This is a genomic window from Streptomyces seoulensis (assembly GCF_022846655.1).
GTDB lineage: Bacteria > Actinomycetota > Actinomycetes > Streptomycetales > Streptomycetaceae > Streptomyces.
This window is the reverse complement of record NZ_AP025667.1, coordinates 4,047,785-4,073,634: the sequence shown is the minus strand read 5'-3', so window position 1 is coordinate 4,073,634 and position 25,850 is coordinate 4,047,785. Positions and strand designations below refer to the sequence as shown.

The 25,850-nt window shown below is 71.4% G+C and carries 23 protein-coding genes and 1 tRNA gene; 17 read left to right on the top strand and 7 right to left on the bottom strand.

The window, feature by feature from the left end; genetic code table 11:
• Positions 1 to 112 precede the first annotated feature (112 nt).
• The 10 genes from HEK131_RS18760 (at position 113) to HEK131_RS18715 (ending at position 9,591) form a co-directional block, all read left to right on the top strand.
• Complete coding sequence (locus tag HEK131_RS18760) at positions 113 to 472, top strand: PRC-barrel domain containing protein (RefSeq protein WP_244336251.1); 360 nt, start codon at positions 113 to 115, stop codon at positions 470 to 472.
• Positions 473 to 643: 171 nt separating this feature from the next.
• On the top strand, positions 644 to 862 hold the full coding sequence (locus HEK131_RS18755; protein ID WP_244336250.1) for a twin-arginine translocase TatA/TatE family subunit: 219 nt from the start codon (positions 644 to 646) through the stop codon (positions 860 to 862).
• Between the two features lie 90 nt (positions 863 to 952).
• The gene (locus tag HEK131_RS18750) at positions 953 to 1,309 is read left to right on the top strand and encodes a (2Fe-2S) ferredoxin domain-containing protein (protein ID WP_244336249.1); all 357 of its coding nucleotides are present in this window, start codon (positions 953 to 955) and stop codon (positions 1,307 to 1,309) included.
• Between the two features lie 165 nt (positions 1,310 to 1,474).
• Entirely contained in the window at positions 1,475 to 3,262 is a 1,788-nt protein-coding gene (locus HEK131_RS18745) for an FAD-binding dehydrogenase (RefSeq protein WP_244336248.1), read from the top strand.
• Positions 3,263 to 3,515: 253 nt separating this feature from the next.
• Positions 3,516 to 4,913, top strand: coding sequence for an amino acid permease (locus HEK131_RS18740; RefSeq protein WP_217463709.1), 1,398 nt, complete (start codon positions 3,516 to 3,518; stop codon positions 4,911 to 4,913).
• A 125-nt stretch (positions 4,914 to 5,038) separates the two neighbouring features.
• Positions 5,039 to 5,926: an alpha/beta fold hydrolase gene (locus HEK131_RS18735; RefSeq protein WP_244336247.1), complete on the top strand. Its 888-nt coding sequence runs from the start codon at positions 5,039 to 5,041 to the stop codon at positions 5,924 to 5,926.
• Positions 5,927 to 6,072: 146 nt separating this feature from the next.
• Positions 6,073 to 7,086: a sugar ABC transporter substrate-binding protein gene (locus HEK131_RS18730; protein WP_217463707.1), complete on the top strand. Its 1,014-nt coding sequence runs from the start codon at positions 6,073 to 6,075 to the stop codon at positions 7,084 to 7,086.
• The gene (locus HEK131_RS18725; protein ID WP_244336246.1) at positions 7,086 to 8,162 is read left to right on the top strand and encodes an ABC transporter permease; all 1,077 of its coding nucleotides are present in this window, start codon (positions 7,086 to 7,088) and stop codon (positions 8,160 to 8,162) included. The genes HEK131_RS18730 and HEK131_RS18725 overlap by 1 nt, the downstream gene beginning before the upstream one ends.
• A 5-nt stretch (positions 8,163 to 8,167) precedes the next feature.
• Positions 8,168 to 9,007: an ATP-binding cassette domain-containing protein gene (locus tag HEK131_RS18720; protein WP_244336245.1), complete on the top strand. Its 840-nt coding sequence runs from the start codon at positions 8,168 to 8,170 to the stop codon at positions 9,005 to 9,007.
• Positions 9,008 to 9,036: 29 nt separating this feature from the next.
• On the top strand, positions 9,037 to 9,591 hold the full coding sequence (locus HEK131_RS18715; RefSeq protein ID WP_244452065.1) for an AAA family ATPase: 555 nt from the start codon (positions 9,037 to 9,039) through the stop codon (positions 9,589 to 9,591).
• 55 nt (positions 9,592 to 9,646) lie between these two features.
• Here HEK131_RS18715 and HEK131_RS18710 read toward each other — a convergent pair whose 3' ends face one another.
• Together HEK131_RS18710 and HEK131_RS18705 are read right to left on the bottom strand one after the other, a co-directional pair.
• Positions 9,647 to 10,651, bottom strand: a complete 1,005-nt coding sequence (locus HEK131_RS18710) for a Gfo/Idh/MocA family protein (protein ID WP_244336244.1) — start codon at positions 10,649 to 10,651, stop codon at positions 9,647 to 9,649.
• A 45-nt stretch (positions 10,652 to 10,696) separates the two neighbouring features.
• Complete coding sequence (locus tag HEK131_RS18705) at positions 10,697 to 11,857, bottom strand: Gfo/Idh/MocA family protein (protein ID WP_244336243.1); 1,161 nt, start codon at positions 11,855 to 11,857, stop codon at positions 10,697 to 10,699.
• Between the two features lie 141 nt (positions 11,858 to 11,998).
• Between HEK131_RS18705 and HEK131_RS18700 the strand changes: the two genes are divergently transcribed.
• The 5 genes from HEK131_RS18700 to HEK131_RS18680 all read left to right on the top strand — a co-directional run bounded on the left by HEK131_RS18700 (position 11,999) and on the right by HEK131_RS18680 (position 17,138).
• The gene (locus HEK131_RS18700) at positions 11,999 to 12,514 is read left to right on the top strand and encodes a hypothetical protein (protein ID WP_244336242.1); all 516 of its coding nucleotides are present in this window, start codon (positions 11,999 to 12,001) and stop codon (positions 12,512 to 12,514) included.
• 93 nt (positions 12,515 to 12,607) lie between these two features.
• Positions 12,608 to 12,681, top strand: a tRNA-Pro gene (locus HEK131_RS18695).
• Between the two features lie 143 nt (positions 12,682 to 12,824).
• Positions 12,825 to 14,990: a hypothetical protein gene (locus HEK131_RS18690; RefSeq protein ID WP_244336241.1), complete on the top strand. Its 2,166-nt coding sequence runs from the start codon at positions 12,825 to 12,827 to the stop codon at positions 14,988 to 14,990.
• A 256-nt stretch (positions 14,991 to 15,246) separates the two neighbouring features.
• Positions 15,247 to 15,753, top strand: a complete 507-nt coding sequence (locus HEK131_RS18685) for a SigE family RNA polymerase sigma factor (protein ID WP_217463700.1) — start codon at positions 15,247 to 15,249, stop codon at positions 15,751 to 15,753.
• Positions 15,754 to 15,836: 83 nt separating this feature from the next.
• Positions 15,837 to 17,138, top strand: coding sequence for a hypothetical protein (locus HEK131_RS18680; RefSeq protein WP_244336240.1), 1,302 nt, complete (start codon positions 15,837 to 15,839; stop codon positions 17,136 to 17,138).
• Between the two features lie 63 nt (positions 17,139 to 17,201).
• Here the strand turns inward: HEK131_RS18680 and HEK131_RS18675 are convergent, their stop codons facing one another.
• The 3 genes from HEK131_RS18675 to HEK131_RS18665 all read right to left on the bottom strand — a co-directional run bounded on the left by HEK131_RS18675 (position 17,202) and on the right by HEK131_RS18665 (position 21,197).
• The gene (locus HEK131_RS18675; protein WP_244336239.1) at positions 17,202 to 18,122 is read right to left on the bottom strand and encodes a CDP-diacylglycerol diphosphatase; all 921 of its coding nucleotides are present in this window, start codon (positions 18,120 to 18,122) and stop codon (positions 17,202 to 17,204) included.
• A 166-nt stretch (positions 18,123 to 18,288) separates the two neighbouring features.
• Positions 18,289 to 19,776 (bottom strand): AMP-binding protein, encoded by a 1,488-nt coding sequence (locus HEK131_RS18670; protein WP_244336238.1) that lies wholly within the window; start codon positions 19,774 to 19,776, stop codon positions 18,289 to 18,291.
• 35 nt (positions 19,777 to 19,811) lie between these two features.
• Positions 19,812 to 21,197 (bottom strand): MFS transporter, encoded by a 1,386-nt coding sequence (locus HEK131_RS18665; RefSeq protein WP_217463697.1) that lies wholly within the window; start codon positions 21,195 to 21,197, stop codon positions 19,812 to 19,814.
• A gap of 216 nt (positions 21,198 to 21,413) precedes the next feature.
• Here HEK131_RS18665 and HEK131_RS18660 point away from each other — a divergent pair, with 216 nt between their 5' ends.
• Positions 21,414 to 23,225 (top strand): helix-turn-helix domain-containing protein, encoded by a 1,812-nt coding sequence (locus HEK131_RS18660; RefSeq protein ID WP_244336237.1) that lies wholly within the window; start codon positions 21,414 to 21,416, stop codon positions 23,223 to 23,225.
• A 10-nt stretch (positions 23,226 to 23,235) separates the two neighbouring features.
• Here HEK131_RS18660 and HEK131_RS18655 read toward each other — a convergent pair whose 3' ends face one another.
• Entirely contained in the window at positions 23,236 to 24,081 is an 846-nt protein-coding gene (locus tag HEK131_RS18655) for a hypothetical protein (protein WP_244336236.1), read from the bottom strand.
• Between HEK131_RS18655 and HEK131_RS18650 the strand changes: the two genes are divergently transcribed.
• Positions 24,043 to 25,290, top strand: coding sequence for an MFS transporter (locus HEK131_RS18650; RefSeq protein WP_244336235.1), 1,248 nt, complete (start codon positions 24,043 to 24,045; stop codon positions 25,288 to 25,290). The two genes, HEK131_RS18655 and HEK131_RS18650, sit on opposite strands and share 39 nt — an antisense overlap.
• A 64-nt stretch (positions 25,291 to 25,354) precedes the next feature.
• On the opposite strand, the gene HEK131_RS18645 is transcribed toward HEK131_RS18650, so the two are convergent.
• On the bottom strand, positions 25,355 to 25,834 hold the full coding sequence (locus tag HEK131_RS18645; protein WP_217463694.1) for a hypothetical protein: 480 nt from the start codon (positions 25,832 to 25,834) through the stop codon (positions 25,355 to 25,357).
• Between the last annotated feature and the right edge of the window lie 16 nt (positions 25,835 to 25,850).

Below are 25,850 nucleotides of genomic sequence, written 5' to 3'. Positions count from 1 at the left end.
GATGTCGGGTTTGCCGCCCCCGAGGCAGGACACCCGCCCGTAGAGCCCCTGGTGGGAGCCGTGATGCGGAGCCGTGTCCACCTCCTCGGGCATCGATATGGAGGTTGAACACATGGCCGCGGAGAACATCTGGAGCTACGGTCCGACCGCTGGGCACACACCCGACGCCGATCTGACCGGGTATCGGGTCGAGGCGCTCGACGGGAACATCGGCAAGGTGGACAAGCACTCCAACGATGTGGACGCGCAGTACATCGTCGTGGACACCGGGGTGTGGATCTTCGGCAAGGAGGTGCTGCTGCCGGCGGGGACCATCACCGGGGTCGACAACGCGGAGCGGACCGTGCACGTGGCGCGGACCAAGGCGCAGATCAAGGACGCGCCCGAGTTCGACAAGGACAAGCATCTGGGGGACCCGGCGTACCGGGACCAGATCAGCGGGCACTACGGCGGGCACGGCTCGGGGCACTGACGCGGTGTGGGTGAGCGGGGCCCGGCGGCCCGGGGGAGTGGCCGCCGGGCCCGTCCGTTTCCGGTGAGCGGAGAAGCCCCTTTGGCCATCGCGGGCGGGCGCCAGGTGGACAATCATGGTGAGTGGGGCCGCCCGGTCCCGGCAGCCGCCCGCTGGGAGGAACCGCATCCGATGTTCGGCTTGAGTGAACTGGCCCTGATCCTGCTCGTGTTGATCGCCCTGCTCGGTGTCCGGAAGCTGCCCGGACTCGTCCGCTCGGCAGGGCAGGCGACGCGCGTCTTCCAGCGTGAGAGCAGAGCCGTGCGTACCCCGGACCCCGCCACTCCGCCCGGCGCCGGACCGGTCGTCGAGGGCGTCGTCCTCCCCCGGGACGAGCCCGGGCGGACCTGAGCCACCGCAGAGCCGGGACCGGCTTTCCGCGTGGCCGGTACACCGAGGGTGGTGCTGACGCCCCGCCAGGCCGGATGCGACGATCACCGCATGCCCGAGATGCGACCCGCCCCCGCCCCCTGCCGGATCGTGGTGTGCCGGGACTGCTGCTGCGGAAGTCCCAAGGTGACCGGGGTCGACCATGCCGCGCAGACCGCCCGGCTCGCCGAGGAGGCCCCCGTGCGGATATCCGACTGCCTCGACGTGTGCGACCAGGCCAACGTGATCGTCGTCCAGCCCTCCGCCGCCGGACGGGCGGCCGGGGGCCGTCCCGCCTGGCTCGGGCTCGTCAACGACCCGGAGGCCACCGAGGACATCCTCGGCTGGGTGCGGGCCGGCGGGCCGGGCGTCGCGCCCCGCCCCGACATCCTCGATCTGTACGCCTTCAAGCCGCCCCGTAGGCAGTAACTCGCCTACCTGGCAACAGAGTTGAAGCATGACTCTGGTCGCCCCGCACCCCCTGGGCTACCGTCGGTAACACCTGCCGACGGCGATCGTCAGCACCTCCTTCCTGCCTCGGCAGCCTTCGTTCGTCACCCCGCACCCTGGGCACCCCCTTGACGAAAGGCAGCCATGGACAACCCCATCGCTCCCACCGGGATCACCCGTCGCCGCGCCTTCACCGTCACCGGAGGGATGCTCGCCGGGGCCACGCTCGCCGCCCACGCCTTCCCGGCCTTCGCCGGGGAGGCGCAGGACGCGGACGCGATCGTCGTCGGGCACGGGCTGGCGGGACTGGTCGCCACGGCCGAACTCGCCGCCGCCGGACGCAAGGTGCTGCTGCTGGACCAGGAACCCGAGGCGAGTCTCGGCGGCCAGGCGTTCTGGTCGTTCGGCGGGCTGTTCTTCGTCGACTCCGATGAGCAGCGGCTGATGGGCGTCAAGGACACCCGCGACCTCGCCTGGCAGGACTGGCTGGGCAGCGCCGGGTTCGACCGGGGCGTGGGCGACCCCGCCGGACAGGACCACTGGGCGTACAAGTGGGCGGAGGCGTACGTCGACTTCGCGTCCGGTGAGAAGCGGTCCTGGCTCGCCGGTCTCGGCGTGCAGTGGTTCCCGATCGTGGGCTGGGCCGAGCGCGGCGGGGGACTCGCGGACGGGCACGGCAACTCGGTGCCACGCTTCCACGTCACCTGGGGCACCGGCCCCGCCGTGGTCGAGCCGTTCGAGAAGAAGGTGCGGGCGGCGGTGGCGGCCGGGAAGGTCGCGTTCAGATTCCGGCACCGGGTCGACGGCATCGTCACCACGGGCGGGGTGGTGACCGGCGTCCGCGGCGCCGTCCTCGAACCCAGCGGCGCGGCCCGCGGCAAGCCCAGCTCCCGTACCGTGATCGGCGAGTTCGAGCTGCGCGCACCGGTCGTCGTCGTCACCTCCGGCGGCATCGGCGCCAACCACGACCTCGTACGCCAGAACTGGCCCGCCCGGCTCGGCACGCCGCCCAAGTCCATGGTCACCGGGGTGCCCGCGCACGTCGACGGGCGGATGCTGGCCATCACCGAGCGGGCGGGCGGCCGGATCGTCAACCCCGACCGGATGTGGCACTACACCGAGGGGCTGCGCAACTACGACCCGATCTGGCCCGGCCACGGCATCCGCATCCTGCCCGGACCGTCCTCCATGTGGTTCGACGCCACCGGCAAGCGCTTCGGCACCCCCGACCTCCCCGGCTACGACACCCTGCACACCCTCGGCTCGATCACCGCGTCCGGGTACGACTACTCGTGGTTCGTGACCACGCAGAAGATCATCGCCAAGGAGTTCGCGCTCTCCGGCTCGGAGCAGAACCCGGACCTCACCAACAAGAACGTCTGGCAGTTGCTGTCCCGGATCTGGCAGACACCCGAGCCGATCGAGAAGTTCAAGAAGAACGGCGCCGACTTCGTGGTCGCCACCACACTGTCCGAACTCGTCGCCGGGATGAACAAGCTCACCGGCGACAACCTGATCGACCTGACCCGGCTCAAGCGGCAGATCGAGGCCCGCGACCGCGAGATGGACAACCCCTACACCAAGGACGTGCAGGTCATGGGCATCCGCAACGCCCTCTCCTACATCGGGGACTCGCTCAGCCGCACCGCCCCCGCGCACAAGATCCTCGACCCCTCCGCCGGCCCGCTGATCGCCGTGCGCCTCAACGTCCTCACCCGCAAGACCCTCGGCGGGCTTCAGACCGACCTCTCCGGGCGCGTGCTGGACGCCTCGGGCCGGCCGGTCCCGGGGCTGTACGCGGCCGGGGAGGTGGCGGGCTTCGGCGGCGGGGGAGTGCACGGCTACCGCTCGCTGGAGGGCACCTTCCTCGGCGGCTGCCTCTTCTCCGGCCGTCAGGCGGGCCGGGCGGCGGCCGCGGCGACGGCGACCTGAGCCCGGACGCGGGGACGGCGGAGGGGTGAATATCTGCCGGTATCAATGCCCCGTAAGCGTGGTTCTTGCGTGATCACGTGGACGGGACGGGACAAGAAGCGGTGATTTGTCGGCGACTCGGGGCATCACCGACCATGGGGCCTGGCCCGGTGCTCCGGGAGGGCCGACCACCTGGCCCTTTCCCGTGAGCCAGGTCACCGCCCGTCCCCCCTCTGTGCCGGTCACGGCCAGTTCCGCGAGAGGTAGCCCACCCATGCAGGTCACCGGGACCGCCCCGCCGCCGGCTCCGGCGACGGGCCCCCTCGGCGCCCCGGCCGAGGAACCGGGCGGCAACGCGAACAAGCACACCCGCCGCTTCGGGCTGCCCGTCGCCACCGCCCTGGTCATGGGCAACATCATCGGCGGAGGCATCTTCCTGCTCCCCGCCTCCGTCGCCCCCTACGGCACGGTCAGCCTGGTCGCCCTCGGCGTCCTCACGGTCGGCGCCATCGCGCTCGCCCTGGTCTTCGGCCGGCTCGCCGAGCGCGACCCGCGCACCGGCGGCCCCTACGTCTACGCCCGCGAGGCGTTCGGCGACTTCGCCGGATTCCTCGCGGCCTGGGCGTACTGGATCACCACCTGGGTGTCCAACGCGGCGCTCGCCGTCGCCGCCGTGGGGTACCTCGACGTACTGATCCCGGTCAGCCACCACCGCTGGACCGCCTGCCTGGCCGCCCTGGTCATCCAGTGGCTCCCGGCCCTCGCCAACTTCGCCGGCACCCGCTGGGTGGGCGCCGTGCAGTTGGTCTCCACCGTGCTGAAGTTCGTGCCGCTGCTGCTCGTGGCGGTCGGCGGGCTGTTCTTCTTCGACCCCTCCAAGCTCGGGACGTTCAACGCCACCGGGGGCAGCGCCATCGGCGCCGTCTCCGCCTCGGCCGCCCTGCTGCTCTACTCCTACCTCGGCGTGGAGTCCGCCGCCGTCAGTGCCGGCGAGGTCCGCGACGCCCGCCGCAACGTCGGCCGAGCCACCGTGATCGGCACCGTGGGCGCCGCCCTCGTCTACCTCCTCGGCACGGTCTCCGTCTTCGGCACCGTCTCCCACAGCCACCTGGTCAAGTCGACCGCGCCCTTCTCCGACGCCGTGAACTCCATGTTCGGCGGCACCTGGGGCGGCTGGGCCGTGGCGCTGGCCGCGCTGGTCTCGATGACCGGCTGCCTCAACGGCTGGACCCTGCTCAGCGCGCAGACCCCGTACGCCGCCGCGCGCGACGGGCTCTTCCCGGCCGCCTTCGCCCGGCGCCGGCGCGGGGTGCCGACCGTGGGCGTCGGAGTGACGGTCGTCCTGTCCTCGCTGCTCACCGTCTACAACTTCATGGCGGGCTCCGGGCACGTCTTCGAGGTGCTGGTGCTGGTCACCACCTTCACGGCGACCGTGCCGTACCTGCTGGCCACGGCCGCGCAGCTCTACCACCTGGCCTCCGGCCGCCGCGACGCGGTCGACGGACGGCGCCTGGTGCGCGACGTGGTCATCGCCGCCATCGCCGCGGGCTTCTCCGTCTGGCTGGTCGCGGGCGCGGGCTACGCGGCGGTCTACCAGGGCGTGCTGTTCCTGTTCGCCGGCATCCTCGTCTACGCCGTGATGGCCGGACGGCGGCGCCGCGCCGACGCCTGATCACCGACGAAGCCCGGCGGCCTCTTCAGGAGACCGCCGGGCTTCGGCGTACCCGCCACCTGCACAAGCGGATCGCCTCCCACCACTAGTGCCGGTGATCTTCGGCTGCGTACGGTGGCCCACCGATGACGGGCCTCGCGGGCAGGAGTGAGCAGACGGTGCAGCCGACGTTCGTACTGGTGCATGGCGCCTTCGCCAACTCCTTCTCCTTCGCACCGCTCCAGGCCGAGCTGGGCCTGCTCGGGCACCGATCGGTCGCCGTCGACCTGCCCGCCCACGGCTTCGGCGCCACCTACCCGCCCGCCTACCAGGCGCCGCAGGACCCCGAGGGGCTCGCCACCACGCCCGGCGCGATCAAGGGCGTCACGCTCGCCGACAACGTGGCCCATCTGATCGGGGTGCTTCAGCGGGCCCGGGCGAACGGTCCGGTCGTCCTCGTCTCGCACAGCCGGGGCGGCATCACGGCCACCGCCGCCGCCAACGCGCGGCCGGACCTGATCGACCGGCTGGTCTACGTCTCGGCCTGGTGCCCGGTCGCACTGGACGTGGGCGACTACTACGCCGAACCCGAGATGGCCGCGGTCGACAGTGCCTCCCTCACCCTGGCTCTCGCCGGGAACCCCGCCGAGCTGGGCCTGCTCCGCGTCAACTTCCGCACCGCCGACCCGGAAGCCCTCGCCGCGCTCAAGGCCGCCTTCCTCGCCGACGGCACCGACGACGAGTTCCGCACCTTCCTGAACACCTTCCAGCCCGACGAGAACCTGGACATCGGCACCTCCGCCGACCGCGCCCAGGCCGCGACCTGGGGCCGCGTTGCGAAGACCTACGTACGCCTCGCCGACGACGCGAGCATGCCCCCGGCGCTCCAGGACCGGCTGATCCGCGAGGGCGACGCGCTGACCCCGGACAACCCCTACGACGTACGCACCCTCCCGGGCAGCCATCTGAAATGGCTGGTCGACCCGGCCCCGGCGGCCCGCCTCCTCGGCGAACTCGCGCCGCTCACCGGCTGACCGCGAAATACCCCTTTGTGCTCGCATCCTGACCTGCCCCCGGCGGCATGTCTGGACAAAGCATTGACAGCGAACGGCGCAGGGACTTGTATCCCGTCCCAGCACATCAGCGCTCACCCTCCCCAGCACAGTGAGGTGCAGGAACGATGGACCGCTCTTCTCGCTCGCGCGCACTTGCCCCCGTCGTGGCGGTGGCCGCCGCGGCAGCCCTCACCCTCGCCGGCTGCTCCAGCGGTTCCGGCGGGAAGAAGGCGACGGAGGGAGGCTCGGGGGCGCCTGCGGGCAAGGCCGACACCCCCCGGATGACGGTCGCGCTGGTCACCCACCAGTCGCCCGGCGACACCTTCTGGGACATCGTCCGCAAGGGCGCCGAGGCCGCGGCCGCCAAGGACAACATCAAGCTCGTCTACTCCGCCGACCCCAACGCGGGCACCCAGGCCAACCTGGTGCAGAACGCCGTCGACCAGAAGGTGGACGGCATCGCGGTCACCCTGGCCAAGCCCGGCGCGATGAAGGACGTCATCGCCAAGGCCGGCGCGGCGAAGATACCCGTGGTCGGCATCAACTCCGGGCTCAGCGACTGGAAGAAGCTCGGGCTGCTCCAGTTCTTCGGGCAGGACGAGACCGTCGCGGGCGAGGCGCTCGGCAAGAAGCTGAACGAGGTCGGCGCGAAGAAGATCGTCTGTGTGATCCACGAGCAGGGCAACGTCGGCCTCACCCAGCGCTGCGACGGAGTGAAGAAGACCTTCTCCGGCAAGACCGACACGCTGTACGTCAACGGCACCGACATGCCGTCCGTGAAGTCCACCATCACCGCCAAGCTGAAGCAGGACGGCTCCCTCGACCACGTCGTCACCCTCGGCGCCCCCTTCGCGCTGACCGCCGTGCAGGCCGTCGCCGACGCGGGGAGCAAGACCCAGGTCGCCACCTTCGACCTCAACAAGGACCTCACCGGCGCCGTCAAGAAGGGCACCATCGAGTTCGCGGTCGACCAGCAGCCCTACCTCCAGGGCTACTTGGCGGTCGACTCGCTGTGGCTGTACAAGAACAACGGCAACTACAGCGGTGGCGGTGAGCAGCCGGTCCTCACCGGTCCGGCCTTCGTGGACAAGGCCAACGTCGACCGGGTCGCCGAGTTCGCGGCGAAGGGCACCCGCTGATGAGCACCGCCCAGCAGACCGAACCGGCGGCCTCCCCGCCGCCGGTTCCCGGCCCCGCTCCGGGCGCCGGACGCGACCCCCGGCGCCCGGTGGCGCTGCGGCTGCTGGCCCGGCCCGAAGTGGGCGTCTTCCTGGGCGCGGTGGCGGTCTTCGTCTTCTTCCTGATCGCGGCACCCTCGCTGCGCCAGGGCGGCTCGATGGCCACCGTCCTCTACCAGTGCTCCACCATCGGCCTCATGGCGCTGCCGGTCGCCCTGCTGATGATCGGCGGGGAGTTCGACCTGTCCTCCGGCGTCGCCGTCATCACCTCGGCGCTCACCGCGAGCATGCTCAGCTACCAGTTGACGGTGAACGTCTGGACCGGCGTCCTCGTCTCCCTCGTGCTGTCGCTGGCCATCGGCGCCTTCAACGGCTGGATGGTGGTGCGCACCGGGCTGCCCAGCTTCCTGGTCACCCTCGGCACCTTCCTGATCCTCCAGGGCGTCAACCTCGCGGTGACCAAGCTGGTCACCGACAACGTCGCCACCGACGACATCAGCGACATGGACGGCTTCGGCCAGGCCAAGGCGGTCTTCGCCTCCTCGGTCGACATCGGGGGCGTCCAGGTGAAGATCACCGTCTTCTACTGGCTCGTCTTCGCCGCGCTCGCCACCTGGGTGCTGCTGCGCACCAGGTACGGCAACTGGATCTTCGCGGTCGGCGGCAGCAAGGAGAGCGCCCGCGCGGTCGGTGTCCGGGTGGACTTCACCAAGATCACGCTGTTCATGCTGGTGAGCTTCGGCGCGTGGTTCGTCGGCATGCACAACCTGTTCTCGTTCAACACCGTGCAGTCCGGCGAGGGCGTAGGGCAGGAGCTGATCTACATCGCGGCCGCGGTGATCGGCGGTTGCCTGCTCACCGGTGGCTCGGGCTCCGCGATCGGGCCGGTGTTCGGCGCCTTCATGTTCGGCATGGTCAACCAGGGCATCGTCTTCGCGGGCTGGAACCCCGACTGGTTCAAGGCGTTCCTCGGCGTGATGCTGCTCGGCGCCGTCCTGATCAATCTGTGGGTCCAGCGCACGGCGACCCGGAGGTGAATGCGATGACCGTCCAAGACACCGCCCCGCTGGTGGAGTTGCGCGACGCGGGCAAGTCGTACGGCAACGTACGCGCCCTGCACGGCGTCGACCTGACCGTCCACGCCGGCCGGGTCACCTGCGTCCTGGGTGACAACGGCGCGGGCAAGTCCACCCTGATCAAAATCATCTCGGGCCTGCACCGGCACACCGAGGGCGAGTTCCTCGTGGACGCCGAGCCGGTGCGCTTCGACAGTCCGCGCGACGCCCTCGCCGAGGGCATCGCCGCCGTCTACCAGGACCTCGCCACCATCCCCCTCATGCCGGTCTGGCGGAACTTCTTCCTGGGTTCCGAACTCACCAAGGGGCCCTGGCCGTTGCGTCGCCTGGACATCGCCCGGATGAAGGAGATCGCCGACCGCGAACTCCGTGACATGGGCATCGTCCTGGACGACCTCGAACAGCCCATCGGCACCCTCTCCGGCGGCCAGCGCCAGTGCGTGGCCATCGCCCGGGCCGTCCACTTCGGCGCCCGCGTGCTGATCCTGGACGAGCCGACCGCCGCGCTCGGCGTCAAGCAGTCCGGGGTGGTCCTCAAGTACATCGCCGCCGCCCGCGACCGGGGCCTCGGCGTCATCTTCATCACCCACAACCCCCACCACGCCTTCATGGTCGGCGACCACTTCACCGTCCTCCGCCTCGGCACCCTCGAACTCAGCGCGGCGCGGGGGGACATCACGCTGGAGGACCTGACGAACCACATGTCGGGCGGTGCGGAACTCGCCGCGCTCAAGCACGAGTTGGCGCAGGTGCGAGGGGTGGATGTGGCAGTGCTGCCGGAGGAGCGGGACCTGACGTCCGACTGACCGCACCAGGTGACGGCGGTCTCGGTATCCTGCCCGTCGTGACGGTGGGAACCAGAGAGACCCGGCTGATCGTCCTGCGGGGCAACAGCGCCTCGGGGAAGTCCTCGGCCGCGGCCGGACTGCGCGAACGGTTCGGCCGCAACCTGGCCGTCGTGGGTCAGGACAACCTGCGGCGCGACGTGCTGCGCGAACGCGACCGGCCCGGCGCGGCCAACATCGGCCTGATCGGCATGACGGCCCGCTACGCGCTGGACGCCGGGTTCCACACGGTCGTCGAGGGCATCCTGTACGCCGACCGGTACGCCGCGATGCTCACCGACCTCGTGCGTGAACACCGCGGCGTCTCCCGCTGCTACTACCTGGACGTCCCGCTGGCGGAGACACTCCGCCGGCACGCGACGAAGGGTGACGCGGCCTACCTGACCCACGTCACCGACGACCACCTGCGCGACTGGTACCGGGAGCGGGACCTGCTGCCCGGCGGGATCGAGACCGTCATCGACGCGAGCAGCGCCCTGGCGGACACGGTGACGCGGATCATGCGGGAGACGGGCCTGGACATGGTGCCGGCCGTCGACCGCTGAGGCCACCGTCGCCGGCCGGTGGCCCACTCCGTGCGTCCTGTGGGCGCGGGCGTGCTCAGCCGGTGCGGACCTCCGCCGGCGTCACCGGGCGGTGCTCGCGCAGGGAGCGGGTGCACGCCTCCGCGATCCAGCCCGCCTCCAGGGCCTCCGCGACCGTGCAGGGGGAGGGCCGCACTCCGGCCACCACCTCGGTGAACGCGGTGAGTTCGGCGCGGTAGGCGTCGGCGAAGCGGTCCATGAAGAAGTCGTGCGGTGTGCCCGAGGGGAAGGTGACCCCGGGCTCGGCCGAGCGGAGCGGCAGCCTGTCGTCCAGGCCGACCGCGAGCGAGTCCTCGAAGCCGAGCAGCTCCATGCGTACGTCGTGACCCCGCGCGTTGTGGCGGGAGTTGGACACCACCGCGATCGTGCCGTCGTCCAGGGTGAGGATCGCCCCCGTGGTGTCGGCGTCGCCCGCCTCCGCGATGTACGCGGCACCCCGGTTGCCGCCGACCGCGTACACCTCGGTCACCTCGCGGCCGGTCACCCAGCGGATGATGTCGAAGTCGTGCACGGAGCAGTCGCGGAAGATGCCGCCGGACGCGGCGACGTACGCGGCGGGCGGCGGCGCGGGGTCCAGCGTGGTGGAGCGCACGGTGTGCAGCTTGCCCAGCTCGCCGGAGCGTACGGCGGCCCGCGCCGCCATGAAGCCCGCGTCGAAGCGGCGGTTGAAGCCGATCTGGACCGGCACCCCGCTGTCCCGCACGGCGTCCAGGACCGCCACGCCCTCCGCGATCGTGCGGGCCACCGGCTTCTCGCAGAACACCGGCACGCCGGCCGCGACACCGGCCCGGATCAGCGCCGGGTGCGCGTCGGTGGCGGCCGCGATCACCAGACCGTCCACCCCGGCCGCGAGCAGCGCCTCCGGCGAGTCCGCGACCTGGGCCCCGTACCGCTCGGCGGCCGCCTTGGCCGCGTTCGCGACCGGGTCGGCGACGACGAGGGAGGTGACGGCGTCCAGCGCGGACAGGGTCTCGGCGTGGAAGGCGCCGATGCGGCCGAGGCCGAGAATTCCGATACGCATGTGTTCGAGTGCTCCTCGCGTGTGCTGTGACAGTGGCCCCTCGCCTCACCTCACCGGCAGGTCGACCCACCCCCGGTCCCGCGCCGACACCGCCATCGCGTCCAGTACGGCGGCAGCGCGTACCGCGTCCGCGAGCGTGGCGCCGTACGGCTTGCCCTCCGCGACCGAGCGGAGGAACCGGTACGCCTCGATGACCTTCAGGTCGTCGTAGCCCATCGCGTTGGCCGCGCCGGGCTGGAACGCGGCGAACTCGCCGTCGCCCGGACCGACGTACACCGTGCTCACCGGCTGGTCCTGGTAGGTGCCGCCCCGGCCGACGCGGAGTTCGTTCATCCGGCGGAAGTCCCAGAAGACCGCGCCCTCGGTGCCGTGCACCTCGAAGCCGTAGTTGTTCTGCTCGCCGACCGAGACCCGGCACGCCTCCAGCACGCCACGGGCGCCGGAGGCGAAACGCAGCAGGCAGCTCACGTAGTCCTCGTTCTCGACCGGGCCGCGCTCGCCGCCCGCCGCGAGGGTGTGCCCGGCGGTGGCGCCGGTGGGCCGGGACCGCTCGGGCACGAACACCGCCGTGTCGGCGGCCAGCGACGCGATGTCCCCGAGCAGGAAGTACGCGAGGTCGGCGCCGTGCGAGGCCAGGTCGCCCAGCACCCCGCTGCCGCCCCGGTCCCGCTCGTACCGCCAGGTCAGGGCACCGTCCGGGTGCGCCGCGTAGTCACTGAACAGCCGGACGCGGGCGTGCGTGACCCGGCCGATCCCGCCGGAGGCGATCAGATCGCGGGCGGTCTCGACGGCGGGCGCGTTGCGGTAGTTGAAGCCGACCGCCCCCTGGACGCCCGCCTCGGCCACCGCGTCCGCGACCGCGCGGGCGTCCTCGCCGCTCAGCCCGACCGGCTTCTCGATCCAGATGTGCTTGCCCGCCCGCGCCATGGCCACGCCGATCTCGCGGTGCAGGAAGTTCGGCGCGGTGATGCTGACGGCGCGCACGCGCGGATCGGCGGCCACCTCGCGCCAGTCGCGGGTGGCGGTGGCGAACCCGTACCGTTCGGCCGCCTCCTCGGCACGCCCCGGCACGTCCTCGGCGACCGCCACCAGTTCGGGGCGCAGGGGGAGGTGGGCGTAGTGGTGCGGAAGGCGGGCGTACGCCTGGGTGTGCACCCGGCCCATCCAGCCGAAACCGACGACGGCGACACCCAGCGCATCCACCATGACAGCCCTTCTCCGGACCAGATCCACATCTGCCGCGGCCCACCTTTGTGCGGACAAATACCGGGTGTCAACCCTGGTGCGCGCCCCCGGCCGGTGGTCACCAGGGTGCGGGGGCCCGGGGTCCGGGTGATCGTGGGAGGCATGGCTGCTGACTCGACGGCGGAGACCGGCGCGCCCCGGCGGCGCGACACCCGTGAGTCCGTCCTGTTCGGCGGGGTGTACGGCGCCGTGCTGGCCAGCTCCCTGGTCGCCGCGCTGACCCAGCACGGCCACGGCTCGGCGGCCAGCCGCCGCTACGACGCCCTGTGGGTGCTGGTCACCGCCTTCGCCTCCGCCCTCGCCCACGGCTACGCCCACCACATCGCCGAGCGCGGCCCCCGGCGCCGCGGGGAGGTGCTGCGCGCCCTGCGCGACGAGTGGCCGCTCGTGGCGGCCGTACTGCCGACGGTGCTTCTGCTGGCCGGCGCGGGCTGGGGGTGGTGGCCGCCGGGGGAGGTCGAGTACCCGGCGCTCTACGTCAACATCGCCATCCTCTTCGCCCTCGGCCTGATCACCGCCCGCGGGGCCTCCCGCCGCTGGCCGGCCGCGATCCTCACCGGCGTGGCGGACGCCCTGCTCGGCTTCGCCGTGGTGATCGCCAACGCACTCATCAAATAGCACCGCGCCCTTTCCGGCCTCGGTACGGGCACCAGTGCGGGTGCGGTAGGGTTGACCTGCGTGATCACGCGGAACACTCCGCCGGGATCGCATCGGGACGTGGCGCAGCTTGGTAGCGCACTTGACTGGGGGTCAAGGGGTCGCAGGTTCAAATCCTGTCGTCCCGACTCGTGAGAGTCGTAGATCAGGGCCGGTTTCGGAGACATCCGAACCGGCCTTCGGTCATTCCCATCCTCGGCGATCAGGTCAGCCGACGCGCGAGGTCGAAACTCCGGTGCACCGGCTCGTGCACCTCTGCGATCATCCCCGAATGGCGCACAGTTTCGAATCGCTGGTCATCCGGCACACCCACCGCCTTCCGTCCCCCAAGGGCTCCACCGGGCAAGGGGCTGTCGCCGCCCGGCAGTTCGACGCGGCGTTGACCTCCGTGGGCTTCAAGCTCTCCGCGGAGCTGCTGGAACGGCTGTCGGGGCTGTCCGAGGCCGCGGTCGTGCACACCGCCCAGCGGACGCTGCGCACCGTGAGCGAGATGGTCGGTGACCATGTCCGGCACAACGCGTACTTCATCGACTTCCCGGCGAACGTGCCGGACACCGAAAAGTTCTGGATGCGGTGCGTGGCGAAGGCGCTCGGCGACGAGAAGCCGCGCGAGAAAGTGCCGACCCGGCGCGGGGTGCTGGACCTGCTCAGCCTCCCCACGTACGGCCGGTACCAGCACACCTACGAGGACATGCTCGCGGCGCAGGACGAGCTGATCGCCTCGGCGGGCGACCGGGTCACCGTCCTGCATCTCGGCCGGGACCTGGACGACGAACTCGTCGACCTCTACCTGGCCCTGGCCGGCAGCACGACCCCGCTGGGCGAGGACGACCTGCGCGACCTCAAGGCTCTCGCCGAGCGGTGCGCGCAAGGTCCCCAGCCCGAGGCGATCCCGGTCCGGGAGAACCGGGCGGTCATCAACGAGGCCCGGCTCGGCGCGGGGACGGACCTCCTCCTCGACACCGTCACCGATGTGCTGCGTCTGGCCTGCGGGCTGTCGGGCGGCGACGTGACGCTGCAGGAGCCGACCCGGTTCCGGGCGCTGTCGCGGCCGCTACGCCGGGGGCTGCTCGCGGGGCTCGACGCCGTCGTCGCGGCGAACCCCGCGAAGCTCGCCGATGTGCACGCGCACCGGGAGCCCTTCAAGCGGCTCGGCGAGCGCCTCCACCCGCACGAGTACCCGCGCTGGCCGCACGCCGCCGACGTGTTCGCGGTCGCGCGGGGCGAGAAGGAGGCACGGTCCCTCGACAGCCGGATCGAGAAGCTGCTCGACGCGCTCGACGTTCCGGGTGCGCTGAAGCTGCTGAAGGCCGCTCCCGGCAAGCTGTTCCGCGCCGTCGACCACCTGCTGCGCATCGCCGCCGACCAGGAGCAGCGGGACGCGGTGGTGGCCGCGGCCGTGCAGGTCGCTCCCGACGTCTCCGGGCGGGTCCTGCTCTCGGTGCGCGAGCATCTCCAGAACCGGGCACGTGAGAGTGACGGGCCCCGGGTCTTCGTCAACCGCCGCGGCCGGGCATGGGTGACCTCCGACCTCCGGCCGCCGGTTCCGGCTGCCGACCGGGATCGCCTGATCGCCGCCCTGGACGCCGAGATACGAAGCCGGCTCCCGGCGCCGGGCCGGCTGCTCCTCGACCCTGACGTCCTCGACGTGGCGCTTCCGCTCAGTGGCCGGGCGACCGCGGCCGGGCTCGGCGTACTGCCGCGAGGATCGACCTCCGCGGTCGACGGCGAGCAGCTCCGTTTCTTCGTGTACTGGAAGGAGACCGAGGAGCGGACCGACTACGACCTGTCGGCGCTGCTGCTCCACGCCGACTACAGCACCGACTCCTGGCTCTCCTACACGTCCCTCAAGGCCGTCGGGGGCGAGCATTCGGGCGACATCACCGAGGCACCGGACGGGGCCTCGGAGTTCATCAGCCTGTCCCTGGACCGGGTGCGCGGCACATTCATCGTTCCGCAGGTCGCCATCTATGCCGGCGAAGGCTTCGAGGAGGTCGAGGAGTCGTTCTTCGGCTTCATGCTGCGCGACGGCGAGCAGAAGGGCCGGCCGTTCGAGCCGCGCACGGTGCGGATGAAGTCCGAGCTGCGCGGGGTGGGCCGGGTGGCACTGCCGCTGGTGTTCCGGCGCGGGGAGGACGGCCGGTGGCGTGCGAAGTGGCTGCACCTGTATCTGAGGGGCCTCCCGGAGGCCAACCGGGTCGAGGAGAACCAGGTATCCGTGTCGACGGTGGTACGTGCCGTCGTGGAACGGGAGCAGTTGACGGTGAGGTACCTGATCGACCTGATGTCCGGCGACACCACGCCCGTGGACCTGTGGGACGGCGAGTGGATCCCGGACGAGCCCGTGACGTACATCGGCCTCGAACGTCCCGAGGGACTGCACCCGGATTCACGGGTCGTCACCCTCGGAAATCTGCGCGACCTGATCCCGGGCTGAGTGCTAGCGTTGCCCACGGCGAGGCCATGAAGGGGCTTCCTTCTCCATTCCTTTCCCGAAACCCAGTTCCTTCGCTTTCCTCGCCGCTGACTTCCTCTGGGAGGCGCCCGCACGGGCGCCTCCCAGTTTTCGTAGGCACCGGGTCGATGCGCTGACCACCAGGCCGTAGTCGCCGCCCCGGTACCGGTGATCCGCCTGTAACGTCCGCCGCCTGCCGTGTCGTCCAAGCAGTGAACTCGGATCACGGAAGGACCCCATGGCGAGCACAGCAGTCCGGGAGTACCAGGAATTCGCGGTGGCGCGGGGGGCATATCTCTTCCGCACCGCGTGCCTGCTGACCGGCGGCGACCGGTACCTTGCCGAGGACCTGGTGCAGGAGACCCTGGCCAAGATGTACTGCTCGTGGCGGCGCATCAACCGGATCGACTCCCCGGTGGCGTACGCGAACACGGTGCTCACCCGTACCTTCCTGTCGCACTGCCGCAGACGCAGTTCCAAGGAGCGGCCCAGTGACCGCATACCCGAGACCGCGGACCGTGCCGACGACACCGAGCTGCGGCTGACCCTGCTGGAGGGGCTGGCCCGGCTGTCGGCCAACGACCGGGCTGTGCTGGTGCTCCGGTACTGGGAGGACCGGTCGGTCGAGGAGACGGCCGAGGTCCTCCGTGTCTCGCCGGGCGCCGTCCGCGTCCGGAGCCTGCGCGCCCTCGGACGGCTGCGGGCGCTGCTCGGGGACCAGTTGGCGGAGCTGGCGCTCCGATAGGAGCCGTGCCTCCCCCCCACCCGAGAATCCGGGCCGCGCGCCCTCATCGTCGTACCCAGGAACGCAGAAGACGGAGATTTCCCATGCCCTCCCAGGCGCATGACACATTCGGAGCGGACGACAGCGACCAGATGTTCGAGCTGGGGTTGCCCGCCGCGCTGGACGCCGCCGCTGACACACTGCCCCCACTGCCCCCCGGACTACTGGAACGCGCCGCCCTGCGCGGGCGCCGGAAGCGGCGGTGGCAGGCCGCGCGGGTCGGCGGCGGTGTCGTGCTGACGATGGCGGCGGTCGGCGGCGTCCTGGCCGGGACGGGACTGCTTCAGGGCGGGACCGCGCGGCCCTCCGGCCTCACACTCGCCGACCCGGCGATCACGGGCGGCGTGACGACCACGGCTCCGCCGGTCGGCGCGGCGGACATGGTGGCGACACTGCGGAGCCTGATGCCCGCGGGCGGCACCATCACGCACACGTCCGGGAAGGGGACGCCGGCGGACGCGTGGTCGGCGATGCCTTCGGCGGGGCTCGTCTACACCGACCGGCACGGCACGAAGTCCGCCGTCGATCTGATGATCACCCGGTCGGGCCGCGACACCGCGGGGCCGGAGGAGGGGAGCGCCTGCCTGCCCGTCGAGGTGCGGCCGTACGACGAATGCTCCACGAGGAAGTTCTCCGACGGCTCCGTGCTCACCTCCACCAAGTCCTTCACGTACCCGAACAGCGATGCCGGGCAGCGCCGCTGGTACGTGGATCTGGTGACGCGGGACGGGGCGAAGCTGTCCCTGCAGGAGTTCGGCGGGGGTGGCGAGAAGGACTCGGCCTCCACCGTGGTTCCCGTGCTGTCCATGGACCGGCTGGCCTCGATCGTGCGGAGCCCGGCGTGGCGGAAGGCGATCGACTCCATCCCCGCCGAGAACACTCCTGGTCCGCCACCCGGTCGGGACGACCTCCCGGCCGCCACCCGGATGACCTCGGTCCTGCGCTCCCTGCTGCCGGGTGGGAATCGCGTCACGGACGTGAACAGCGGCGCCGGACGGGCGCAACTGGTCCACGACGACGGCAAGGGACAGAGCTTCCTGTCCGTGGAGATCCAGCGCGATCGCACGCAGGTGCTGAAAGGGATGATGGGCTGCGCCGGCGAGCATCTCACCTGCCACAGTGCGGAGCTGGAGGACGGCACCGAGGTGAAGGAAGCCCGTGACGCCTCCGAGAAGGGCGGTTCGGCCGTCGTCTGGCAGGTCGACACCCTGGACCGGAACGGCCTGCGCGTCGTGGTCCGGGAGATCAACTCCTATGCCGAGGCGGGCCCGGTGACCCGGCCGGAGCCCGCGCTGAGCATGCGGCGCCTGCGGACCATCGCCCTCGACCCGCGCTGGCGCGACTGAGGTGAGGCGGAGGGCCGGTTCCCGAGGTGTACGGAGCCGGCCCGCGTCGCTCGTCGGCAGGCGTCAGTTGTACACCAGCAGGTAGTCGCACGTGCTCGTGCCGTCGTGGATCGACGTGTCGCTGTTGAGGACGTAGAAGGCGTTGGCGAAGCCGGTGGCTGTGATCTTCGGGACCACGATCATGGTCTGGTTCGCCATGCTCAGGGAGTTCGGCCGCACCACGTTCGTGTACAGCAGGTTGAAGAGGTTGTCCCTGAGGTTGGGGAGCCGGAGGATGCGGTACACGCGGTCGCCCGCCGACCCCGTGATGGCGGCCTGGTTGCCCGTCGCCGCCCACTGCGAGGGGGACGTGGCCATGCGGCCCTGCGTCTCCAGCTCCTGGAGCCGACGCTGCGTGCTCGCCCGGACACCGGCCATGTGGATGTGGAGCTGGTCGAAGCGCCGGGCGCCCTGGGAGTTGATGCCCAGTCCGATGTTGGGGTACTGCACGGGGACACTTCCGCCGCTGCGCGCGTTCTCCCACGCCTCGTGCCAGTAGTTCGCCACCCCACCCGTCTCCAGGAACGGGCATTCGATACCCGTGACACGGCATGTGGGCAGCAGGAGATAGTTGTGCGTGGTCTCCGGCTTTCCGTGCAGCACGACGTAGTTCGGGGTCATCTTCAGGCAGTCCGGCTTGGGCTGCGGCGGCGGGGGCACCGTCCCGTTGGTGCAGTACTGGACGTCGTGCCACAGCGGGTCGTTGTCCGTGGGCCTGCCGCAGAGCCCCTGGAGCTGGGCGGGGGGACACGGGCTCGCGCCGCCCGGGGGCGGGGGAGTAGTGGGGCAGGTGTCGGGCGTGGGGCCCGCGCTCCCCCCGTTCGCCGCCGTGGCCGTGCCGCCCATCGCGGCCGCGCCGGTCAGGAGCGCCGCGGCACCGATGGCACCGGAGAGTGCCACGAATTGACGCCGGGGTACGTCTTTCGCGTTCTGCTGGTCATTCATGTGTGATCTCCGATGAGGGTGACCGCTGCGTTAGGTTTTTGCAGGGTAGGTGTCGGAAATCGATGTGCGACGATTTGTCCGTCTGCCGAATGAGTGAGCTTCGGGAATCGCCGTGACTTCCGGGCGCCGGCTGACATGCCGATGGTCCGCCGGCGCCCGAAACGCCTCAGTCGGGAGTGCCGTTCAGACGTTCCGCCCGCAGCGCCGAGCGCCTGAGTTTCCCGGCCGCGCTGCGCAGCGGGGTCGTCACCAACTCGACGGACCTGGGGAGCTTGTGGGGGGACAGCCGGCTGGTCAGGAACGCGGTGAGCTCCTCGGGGGTGGTCGTACGGCCCTCCTCGATCTGAACGATGGCATGGACGCGGTTGCCGCGGTCGGGGTCCGGCAGGCCGATGACCGCGCTGGACAGGACGTGCGGGTGCTCGGTGAGCGCGCCCTCGATCTCGGCGGGGTACACGTTCACCCCGCCGACCAGGAGCATGTCCGAGCGGCGGTCGTGGAGGTACAGGTAGCCGTCCGCGTCGAACTCGCCGATGTCGCCGAGGGTCGACCACCCGTCGGTCTCGTGGAGTTCGGCGCCGAGGTAGCGGAAGGCCGGCGGTTTGCCCGCAGCGACCCGCATGAAGATCTCACCGGGCACACCGGGCTCGGTGACCGGTGTGCCGTCGAGGCCGACGATCCTGATCTCACCCCAGGCGGGGCGGCCCACCGAGCCGCGGTGCTCCAGCCACTCGGTGCCGGAGATCGTGCAGCCGGCCTGGGCCTCGGTGCCCGCGTACAGCTCCCAGACCCTTTCCGGGCCCAGCCAGTCGATCCATGCCTGCTTGGTCGCGGGCGGGCACGGTTCGGCGCAGTGCCAGACCGAGACGAGCGAGGAGAGGTCGTAGCGGGCGCGTACCGGTTCGGGGAGGGCCAGGATGCGGCGCATCATCGTCGGCACCAGGTACACCCAGGTGATCGCGTGCCGTTCGGCCTCGGCCAGGACCTGTTCGGCGTCGAAGCGCGCGAGGAGTGTGACGGTGCCGCCGTTGAACAGCGTCGTCATGGCCGTGGAGAAGGGCGCGTTGTGGTGGACGGGCGCGGTGACGAGCGACCGCTCGCCGGGCCTGAGGCCCCACGCTTCCATGTCGAACGGGTTGAACGCTCCTTCCGCCCCCGACAGGATGATCTTCGGCCTGCCGGTCGAACCGCCGGAGGTGGGCGCCTTCCACGAAGGCCCGACCTCCGTCCTCAAGGCCGCCTCCGTGCTGCCGAGTCGACGCAGCACGGCCACGGTGGTGGACCTGAACCGGCCGTCGCCGACGGGTGCGCCCTCCCGCAGGCCGACGACCGTGACAGGTTCGGACAGCGCGAGGATCGCCTCCTCCTCGGCCGGAGCGAGCCTGGTCGACAGCGGCTGGGGCACCGCACCGATCCTGAGGCAGGCGAAGGCCCCCACCACGACGTCCACACCGTTGGGCAGCATGAGGGGGACGATGTGCCCGCGCTCGACGCCGGTCCGCTTCAGACCGCGTGCGACGGCGTCGCTCGCCTGGTGGAGCTGCTCCCAGGTGAGCTCCGCGTCGCCGCAGCGGACCGCGACGGCGTCTGGGCGCCCGGCCGCGTACACGGCCGGGATGTCACCGAGCGGGAACCCCGGTTCGGGGGTGAACATGGCTATGTCTCCTCGTCGTTGGGGAATCCGGCCGGTCAGGAGTAGAGCTGCGCACCGGGCAGCGCGTCCGGGTCACCGCGTACCTCGGCGGGGTTCGTCTCGGGCAGGAACCAGGCGCTGGCGAAGGTGATCAGGCCCATGAGGGCGATGTACGCCGCGACCAGCGTGGTCGTCCCCGTCTTGGCGACCACGGCGGTCATCAGGATCGGCGTGCCGCCGCTCACGACGATGGCGGAGAGCTGGTAGGCCAAAGAGGCCCCGGAATAGCGGACGTTGGGTGCGAACAGCTCACCGAGGAAGGCGGCCATCGGGCCGTACGTAAGGCCCTGGAAGAGGAAGCCGACCGTGACCGCGACGAAGACCAGCGGCGCCGACGCCGTGTCCACCAGCGCGAAGTAGGGGAACGCCCAGGCGGCCACGCCGAGTCCGCCGACGAGGACCAGGTTGCGGCGGCCGAAGCGGTCCGACAGGTGACCCGCGTAGGGGAGTATCCCCGCCATCAGGGCCGAGCTGAGCAGGGTGACGGTGAGCAGGGAGTTGCGTTCCATGTGCAGCGTGGTCGTGCCGTAGCTGAGCAGGCCGGTGATGCTGACGTAGAAGAGGCTGTTCGTGGCGGACAGGGTGCCGCAACCGAGCAGGATCGTGCGCCAGTTGTGGCGTACGGCCTCGGTCAGCGGGGCCCGGACCACACTCGCCTCCGGCTTGCCCGCCGCCGCCTTCTGGAGTTCGCGGAAGTCCGGGGTGTCCTCGACCTTGTTCTGGATGTGCAGGACGACGGGGAACATGACCGCGCTGAGCAGGAACGGGATGCGCCAGCCCCAGTCCAGGAACGCGTCGCTCGACACGACGGACCCGGTCGTGGTGAAGATCAGGTTCACGATGATGACCGCCACCGGCACGCTCGTCTGGCCGAACGTGCCCGCGAAGCCACGGCGTTTGGGGTGCGCCGACTCGGTGAGGAGCAGCGCGATGCCGCCCCACTGGCCACCCGCCGCCGCCCCCTGGACGAAGCGGAGCAGCACCAGCAGGACCGGTGCGAGCACGCCGGCCGTCGAGGCGCTCGGCAGACAGCCGATGAGGAACGTCGCGGCGGCCATGCCGATCAGGCAGGCCACGACCGTCGGCTTGCGCCCGTGCTTGTCACCGAAGTGACCGGCGAGCAGCCCGCCGAGCGGCCGGGCCACGAAACCGGCCCAGAAGGTGCTGAAGGACAGCAGCGTGCCCATGAAGGCGGACGAGTGCGGGAAGAAGACGTGCGGGAAGACCAGTGCCGCCGCCGTGCCGTAGAGGAAGAAGTCGTACCACTCGATCGAGCTGCCGATCAGCCCGGCCGCCAGCAGCTTCCAGCCGGTGCGGCGCTCGGGCACCGTGGCGGGATCGGAGCCGTCAGCCTGGACGTGGGCCTGCGCGGATGAGGCCATGGGAGGCATCCCTCCGGTTCTGGTTCAGGGGTGGGTGCGAGGACGCCCGCCGGCCGGTCGGGACCTGTGCCACAGCTCTGCGCCGTGTCTGTGTCGTGGGGTGAGAGTAGGGCTGAGCAGGCACTTCGCGAGATGGGGATTGGCTACACTCCTCGCACCCTGGGGGTGGGTGAATCCACCACCTCCTCTCTCGTCGAGAGCAGTCGAAGGCGATCCATGGCACCGACCGATTCCGAGCCGGCGAGCGACGGCGGCCACGGCGAACTGGCCGCCTACCGGCTGCGCCGCGAACGCGAGCTCAGCAGCCTGTACGCGACGGCCCGTTCGCTGACCGTGCTGGGGGAGGTCGACGTGGTGCTCCCGTCGATCGTCCGGGAGGCACATGAGCTGATCGGCAGCGACTTCGTCTATCTCTCGCTCCTGGACGCGGACGGCGACCTCACCCTCAGCGCGTCGGCCGGCACCATCTCGCCGGAGTTCTCCTTCGCGCGCATGCCCGCGGGGGCGGGCCTCGGCGGCTCGGTCATCGAGGCCAGAGCGCCGGTCTGGGTCAGCGACTACCGGCAGGCCGACGGCTTCCACCGCCACCGCGACTTCGACCTCCTCGTCGCCAGAGAGGGGCTCGTGGCCCTGCTCGGAGTGCCTCTCCTGGTGGGCGATGGCGTGATCGGTGTCCTCTTCGCCGCCGACCGCACCGAGCGCCCCTTCGAGAAGGACGAGGTCGCCCTCCTCAGCGCCTTCGCCGACCATGCCGCGATCGCCCTCAACAACGCCCGGCTGTACGACGAGAGCCGGGTCGCCCTCCAGCGGCTCAGGGACGCCTACCGCGTCATCGAGGACCAGGTCGCCACGATGGAGCGGGCCGCCGCCGTGCACGAGGCGCTGACCCATGTGGTGCTGACCGGGGGAGGGCCGGGGGACATCGCCCAGTCGCTGGTCGACCACCTGGAGGGCGTGGTCACCATCCGGGACCGGGACGACGAGGTCGTGGCCACGCGTTCCTCCGGGTCGGCGACGGCGGGCGACGATCCGTGCCTCGAGAAGGAGTTGCTGGAGAGAGCGCGCCGGACCGGCCGCTGCGTCCACGGCGAGGGGGCCGACGGTACGGTCCTCAGTGTGGCCGCCATCCAGGCCGGGGGCAGCCACCTCGGCTCCCTGTCCCTGCGGCGGCGGGCCGTCACGGAGTCGGCCGACGTCCGGATGCTGGAGCGCTCGGCCCAGATAACCGGCCTGCTCGCGCTCATGCGCGACGCCCGCGTGGAGGCCGAGGAACGGGTACGGGGCGAACTGCTCATGGAGCTGCTGTCCCACCCGCCGCTCCAGCCCGTCCATCCGGCACTGCGCGACCGGGCGCTCGCGCGGGGCGTCGACGTCGACCAGCTCGACGTCCTGGTCACCGCCGACTGCCCCGACCGGCCCACCGGCGACATCGTCCGCGAGCTGCACGCCTCCTCACCGGAGTGGTCCGGGCTGGCGGGCGAATACCTGGGCCGGGCGACGATGCTGCTCCGTACCGACGACCCCGAGGCGGCGGTACGGACGCTGCACCACCGGCTGCGCCGCAGGCTCGGCACGCCGGTGCTCGTGGTCGCCGACCGGATCACCGGGCACGACCGCGCCCACTCCTTCACGCTGGCCCAACGCTGCCTGGACGTCATGCGCTGCCTCGGCGAGAGCGACCGCGGTGCCACCACGCGGCGGTACGCGATGTACGGGCTCGTCTTCGACCCCCGGCGCTCGCAGGAGCTGGAGGGGTTCATCGGCGACTCCCTCGGACCACTGCTCGACTACGACCGGCGCCGGTCGACCGACCTGGTCAGCACGGCCGCCGCCTACTTCGCCCACGCCGGGAGTCTGAGCCGGACCGCCCACTTTCTCCACGTGCACACCAACACCCTCCTGAAGCGCCTGGACCGCATCGCCGCCCTCCTCGGCGACGACTGGCGCTCGGCCGACTCCGCGCTGCGTCTGCATCTGGCGGTGCGGCTGCACCAGTTGAGGGTGGTACTGGACGGGCCGGCGGGGTAGGGCCCGGCGCTCAGGGGGCCGCTGTCTCATCGCGCAGCACCAGCAGGGTCCAGCCCCTGCCTGACGGGTCGAGGGGCCTGGTCGCGGCGGTGAAGAGTTCCGCGGCGCGGCGGTAGGAGAGGCGGCCACGGCCGGTCACCGGGCAGCGGTCGCCCGGGGGTGTGGTGGCGGGGGCCCGGCGGGCGGTGACGAAGACCGGGCCCGTGGTGCGGCCGGCCAGGAGGAGCGGGAGCAGGCGGGCCGTGCCCGGACCCCAGCTCAGGGGAGGGGCCGCGTGTCTCCTGGTGCGTCGGGCGGGGAGGTCCAAGTGGTCGATGTCCAGGGCGAGTACGCGGTCCACGGGGGCTCGGGACTCATGGAGGAGGTACCACAGGGCCAGCTCCCTCAGCGGCGCGCGCAGGGCCAGGGCGGCTCGGGCGCGGTCCGGGACGGGGAGTCGGGCCGGTGTCGGTGGTCGGGTCAGGCCGACGGTCGGGTCCGTGGTGATCCAGCCCTGCGTCCGCCACCAGGCCGAGGCTGCTCGAAGGCAGGCCAACACGCGCGTGAGAGTCGTCGGTCGAGCGGTGGTGGCGCGGTCGGCCAGGCCCCGGCGCAGGCGTTCCGGGGTGTCCGGGTCGTCGAGCAGGGCGAGGGGCACGGCCGGAGGGCGGGCGCCTCTGCGGTCGTGGCCGGTGGGGGTGCACCGGTCCACCAGGGGCCAGGCCCAGCCGAGCAGCGATATGCGGTAGATACGGCGGGACGCGGTGCCCAGGTCCGCCGCGGCCAGGTAGCGGTCGACTGCGGCGCCGTTTGGCAGGCGGAGGCAGGGTGCGGATTCATGCCACTCGGTACCCACCGGCTGCGCGTGCTGCGGCATGCCCGGTTCCGTCGTTTCCTCCTCGGCCAGAGCACCTCGCTGCTCGGCTCCGGGATGAACACGATCGCCACGACCTTCGCCGTGCTGCGGCTCCCCGGCGGCGGGGTCGATGCCGTCGGCGGGGTGATGGCGGCCCGGATCCTCGCGGTGCTGGTCGTGCTGCTGCTCGGAGGAGTGCTCACCGACCGGATCGGGGCCCGTACGGTCATGCTGGCCTCTGATCTGCTCCGGTTCGGCTCCCAGGGCGTGCTGGCTCTGCTGCTGCTCACCCACAGCGTCCGCGTCTGGGAGGTGGTCGTGCTGGCGGTGGCCCTCGGGATCGGGGAGGGAGGGTTCATGCCGGGGCTGTCGGTGTTGGTCCCCGAACTGGTCCCCGCTGAGGAACTCGCGGACGCCAACGCGCTGTTGGAGATGGCCCGGCCGATGACCGCGATCGCGGGTCCGGGTCTGGCCGGTCTGCTCGTCTCCGTCTTCGACGCCGGAACGGTCGTGGCCGTCGACGCGGTCAGCTACGGCGTGAGTGTCGTGGCCCTGGTGGGGCTGCCGTCGGCGCGGTCGGCCGGGCTCCGGCGGGGGTTGTTCAGCGAACTGGGGCGCGGCTGGGCGGAGTTCACCTCACGCACCTGGCTGTGGGTCACGACGCTCCACATCAGCCTCTTCAACCTCGTCCTCTGGGCCCCCTTCCTGGTGCTGGGGCCGACTCTCGCCCAGCAGCGGCTCGGCGGAGCGAAGTCCTGGGGGCTGGTACTGGCGCTGGAAGGCGTCGGCGCGATCGTCGGCGGTCTGGCGCTGCTCGGCAGGAATCCCGGACGGGCGCTCACCTGGTCCGTGGCCGCGTCCGCCGGCTGGGCGGTTCCGGCGGCCGCGCTGGCCGGCCGGCTGCCGCTCGCCTGGGTGGCGGCGGCCGCGTTCCTCGCGGGGGTCGGCGCGGCCGTGTGCACCACCCTCGCCGCGACCGTCATCCAGCGGGACGTCCCGGCCGAGGTGCGCGGACGCATCAGCGCCTTCGACAGCCTGGGCGCCTTCTGCCTGGGGCCGCTCGGACTGGCGCTGGCCGGGCCGGTGTCGGGGGTCGTGGGAGCGGAGCGACTGCTGGGGTTCGGGGTGCTGTGGCAGGTGACCGCGGTCGGGGTGGTGCTGGCGGTGCCGTCCGTACGGAGGCATGGGGTGACTTGGCGGCTCGACGAGCGGGTCGGCGCTGCCCGCTGAGCGCCGGTGGCGGACGGCTTCTCAGCCGTCCGCCACCGGTTCGCCTACCTGCCGGTCCGTGTGATCACGGGCAGGAGCTGGAGCTCTGGCCGACGACATGGGCGTCCGCGTTGTCCGCCGCCTTCACATAGGCGGCCGACGTGCCCCGGCGGTCGTAGGTCTTGGTGAAGTCGGAGCCCAGGTCGACGATGAACTTCACCTTGTAGCAGTACCCGGCGTCGACGCGCAGCGTGTCCCAGTCCTCCTGGTAGGGGGTGTGGCCCCCGCCCGAGGAGAGGTAGTAGGTGGTCTGCGAGACGTTGTCGCTCTTGCACGTCGGCTGCGTGGCGGTCCACGCGCCCGTGCTGTCCCCGCCGCGACACCAGTTCTTGAGCGCCGTGGCCCCCAGAGCGGTGTCGTTCACCGAGGACGAGCAGCCCGCGATGCTGCAGCTCGCCCCGGCGTTGGCCGCGGTGGCCGATCCCAGCACCGCCACGAAGGCCATCGCCGTCACCGCGGCAGCCCCTCTGCCCAGCCCTCTGGGCAGCACTTTCTTGGAAAACACGAAGAGCCCCTCCCCT

Excerpts from the sequence above, each read along its gene's own strand:
- HEK131_RS18760 (WP_244336251.1), top strand. The coding sequence starts at position 113 with ATGGCCGCGGAGAACATCTGGAGCTACGGTCCGACCGCTGGGCACACA.
- HEK131_RS18755 (WP_244336250.1), top strand. The coding sequence starts at position 644 with ATGTTCGGCTTGAGTGAACTGGCCCTGATCCTGCTCGTGTTGATCGCC.
- HEK131_RS18750 (WP_244336249.1), top strand. The coding sequence starts at position 953 with ATGCCCGAGATGCGACCCGCCCCCGCCCCCTGCCGGATCGTGGTGTGC.
- HEK131_RS18745 (WP_244336248.1), top strand. The coding sequence starts at position 1,475 with ATGGACAACCCCATCGCTCCCACCGGGATCACCCGTCGCCGCGCCTTC.
- HEK131_RS18740 (WP_217463709.1), top strand. The coding sequence starts at position 3,516 with ATGCAGGTCACCGGGACCGCCCCGCCGCCGGCTCCGGCGACGGGCCCC.
- HEK131_RS18735 (WP_244336247.1), top strand. The coding sequence starts at position 5,039 with ATGACGGGCCTCGCGGGCAGGAGTGAGCAGACGGTGCAGCCGACGTTC.
- HEK131_RS18730 (WP_217463707.1), top strand. The coding sequence starts at position 6,073 with ATGGACCGCTCTTCTCGCTCGCGCGCACTTGCCCCCGTCGTGGCGGTG.
- HEK131_RS18725 (WP_244336246.1), top strand. The coding sequence starts at position 7,086 with ATGAGCACCGCCCAGCAGACCGAACCGGCGGCCTCCCCGCCGCCGGTT.
- HEK131_RS18720 (WP_244336245.1), top strand. The coding sequence starts at position 8,168 with ATGACCGTCCAAGACACCGCCCCGCTGGTGGAGTTGCGCGACGCGGGC.
- HEK131_RS18710 (WP_244336244.1), bottom strand. The coding sequence starts at position 10,651 with ATGCGTATCGGAATTCTCGGCCTCGGCCGCATCGGCGCCTTCCACGCC.
- HEK131_RS18705 (WP_244336243.1), bottom strand. The coding sequence starts at position 11,857 with ATGGTGGATGCGCTGGGTGTCGCCGTCGTCGGTTTCGGCTGGATGGGC.
- HEK131_RS18700 (WP_244336242.1), top strand. The coding sequence starts at position 11,999 with ATGGCTGCTGACTCGACGGCGGAGACCGGCGCGCCCCGGCGGCGCGAC.
- HEK131_RS18690 (WP_244336241.1), top strand. The coding sequence starts at position 12,825 with ATGGCGCACAGTTTCGAATCGCTGGTCATCCGGCACACCCACCGCCTT.
- HEK131_RS18685 (WP_217463700.1), top strand. The coding sequence starts at position 15,247 with ATGGCGAGCACAGCAGTCCGGGAGTACCAGGAATTCGCGGTGGCGCGG.
- HEK131_RS18680 (WP_244336240.1), top strand. The coding sequence starts at position 15,837 with ATGCCCTCCCAGGCGCATGACACATTCGGAGCGGACGACAGCGACCAG.
- HEK131_RS18675 (WP_244336239.1), bottom strand. The coding sequence starts at position 18,122 with ATGAATGACCAGCAGAACGCGAAAGACGTACCCCGGCGTCAATTCGTG.
- HEK131_RS18670 (WP_244336238.1), bottom strand. The coding sequence starts at position 19,776 with ATGTTCACCCCCGAACCGGGGTTCCCGCTCGGTGACATCCCGGCCGTG.
- HEK131_RS18665 (WP_217463697.1), bottom strand. The coding sequence starts at position 21,197 with ATGGCCTCATCCGCGCAGGCCCACGTCCAGGCTGACGGCTCCGATCCC.
- HEK131_RS18660 (WP_244336237.1), top strand. The coding sequence starts at position 21,414 with ATGGCACCGACCGATTCCGAGCCGGCGAGCGACGGCGGCCACGGCGAA.
- HEK131_RS18650 (WP_244336235.1), top strand. The coding sequence starts at position 24,043 with ATGCCACTCGGTACCCACCGGCTGCGCGTGCTGCGGCATGCCCGGTTC.
- HEK131_RS18655 (WP_244336236.1), bottom strand. The coding sequence starts at position 24,081 with ATGCCGCAGCACGCGCAGCCGGTGGGTACCGAGTGGCATGAATCCGCA.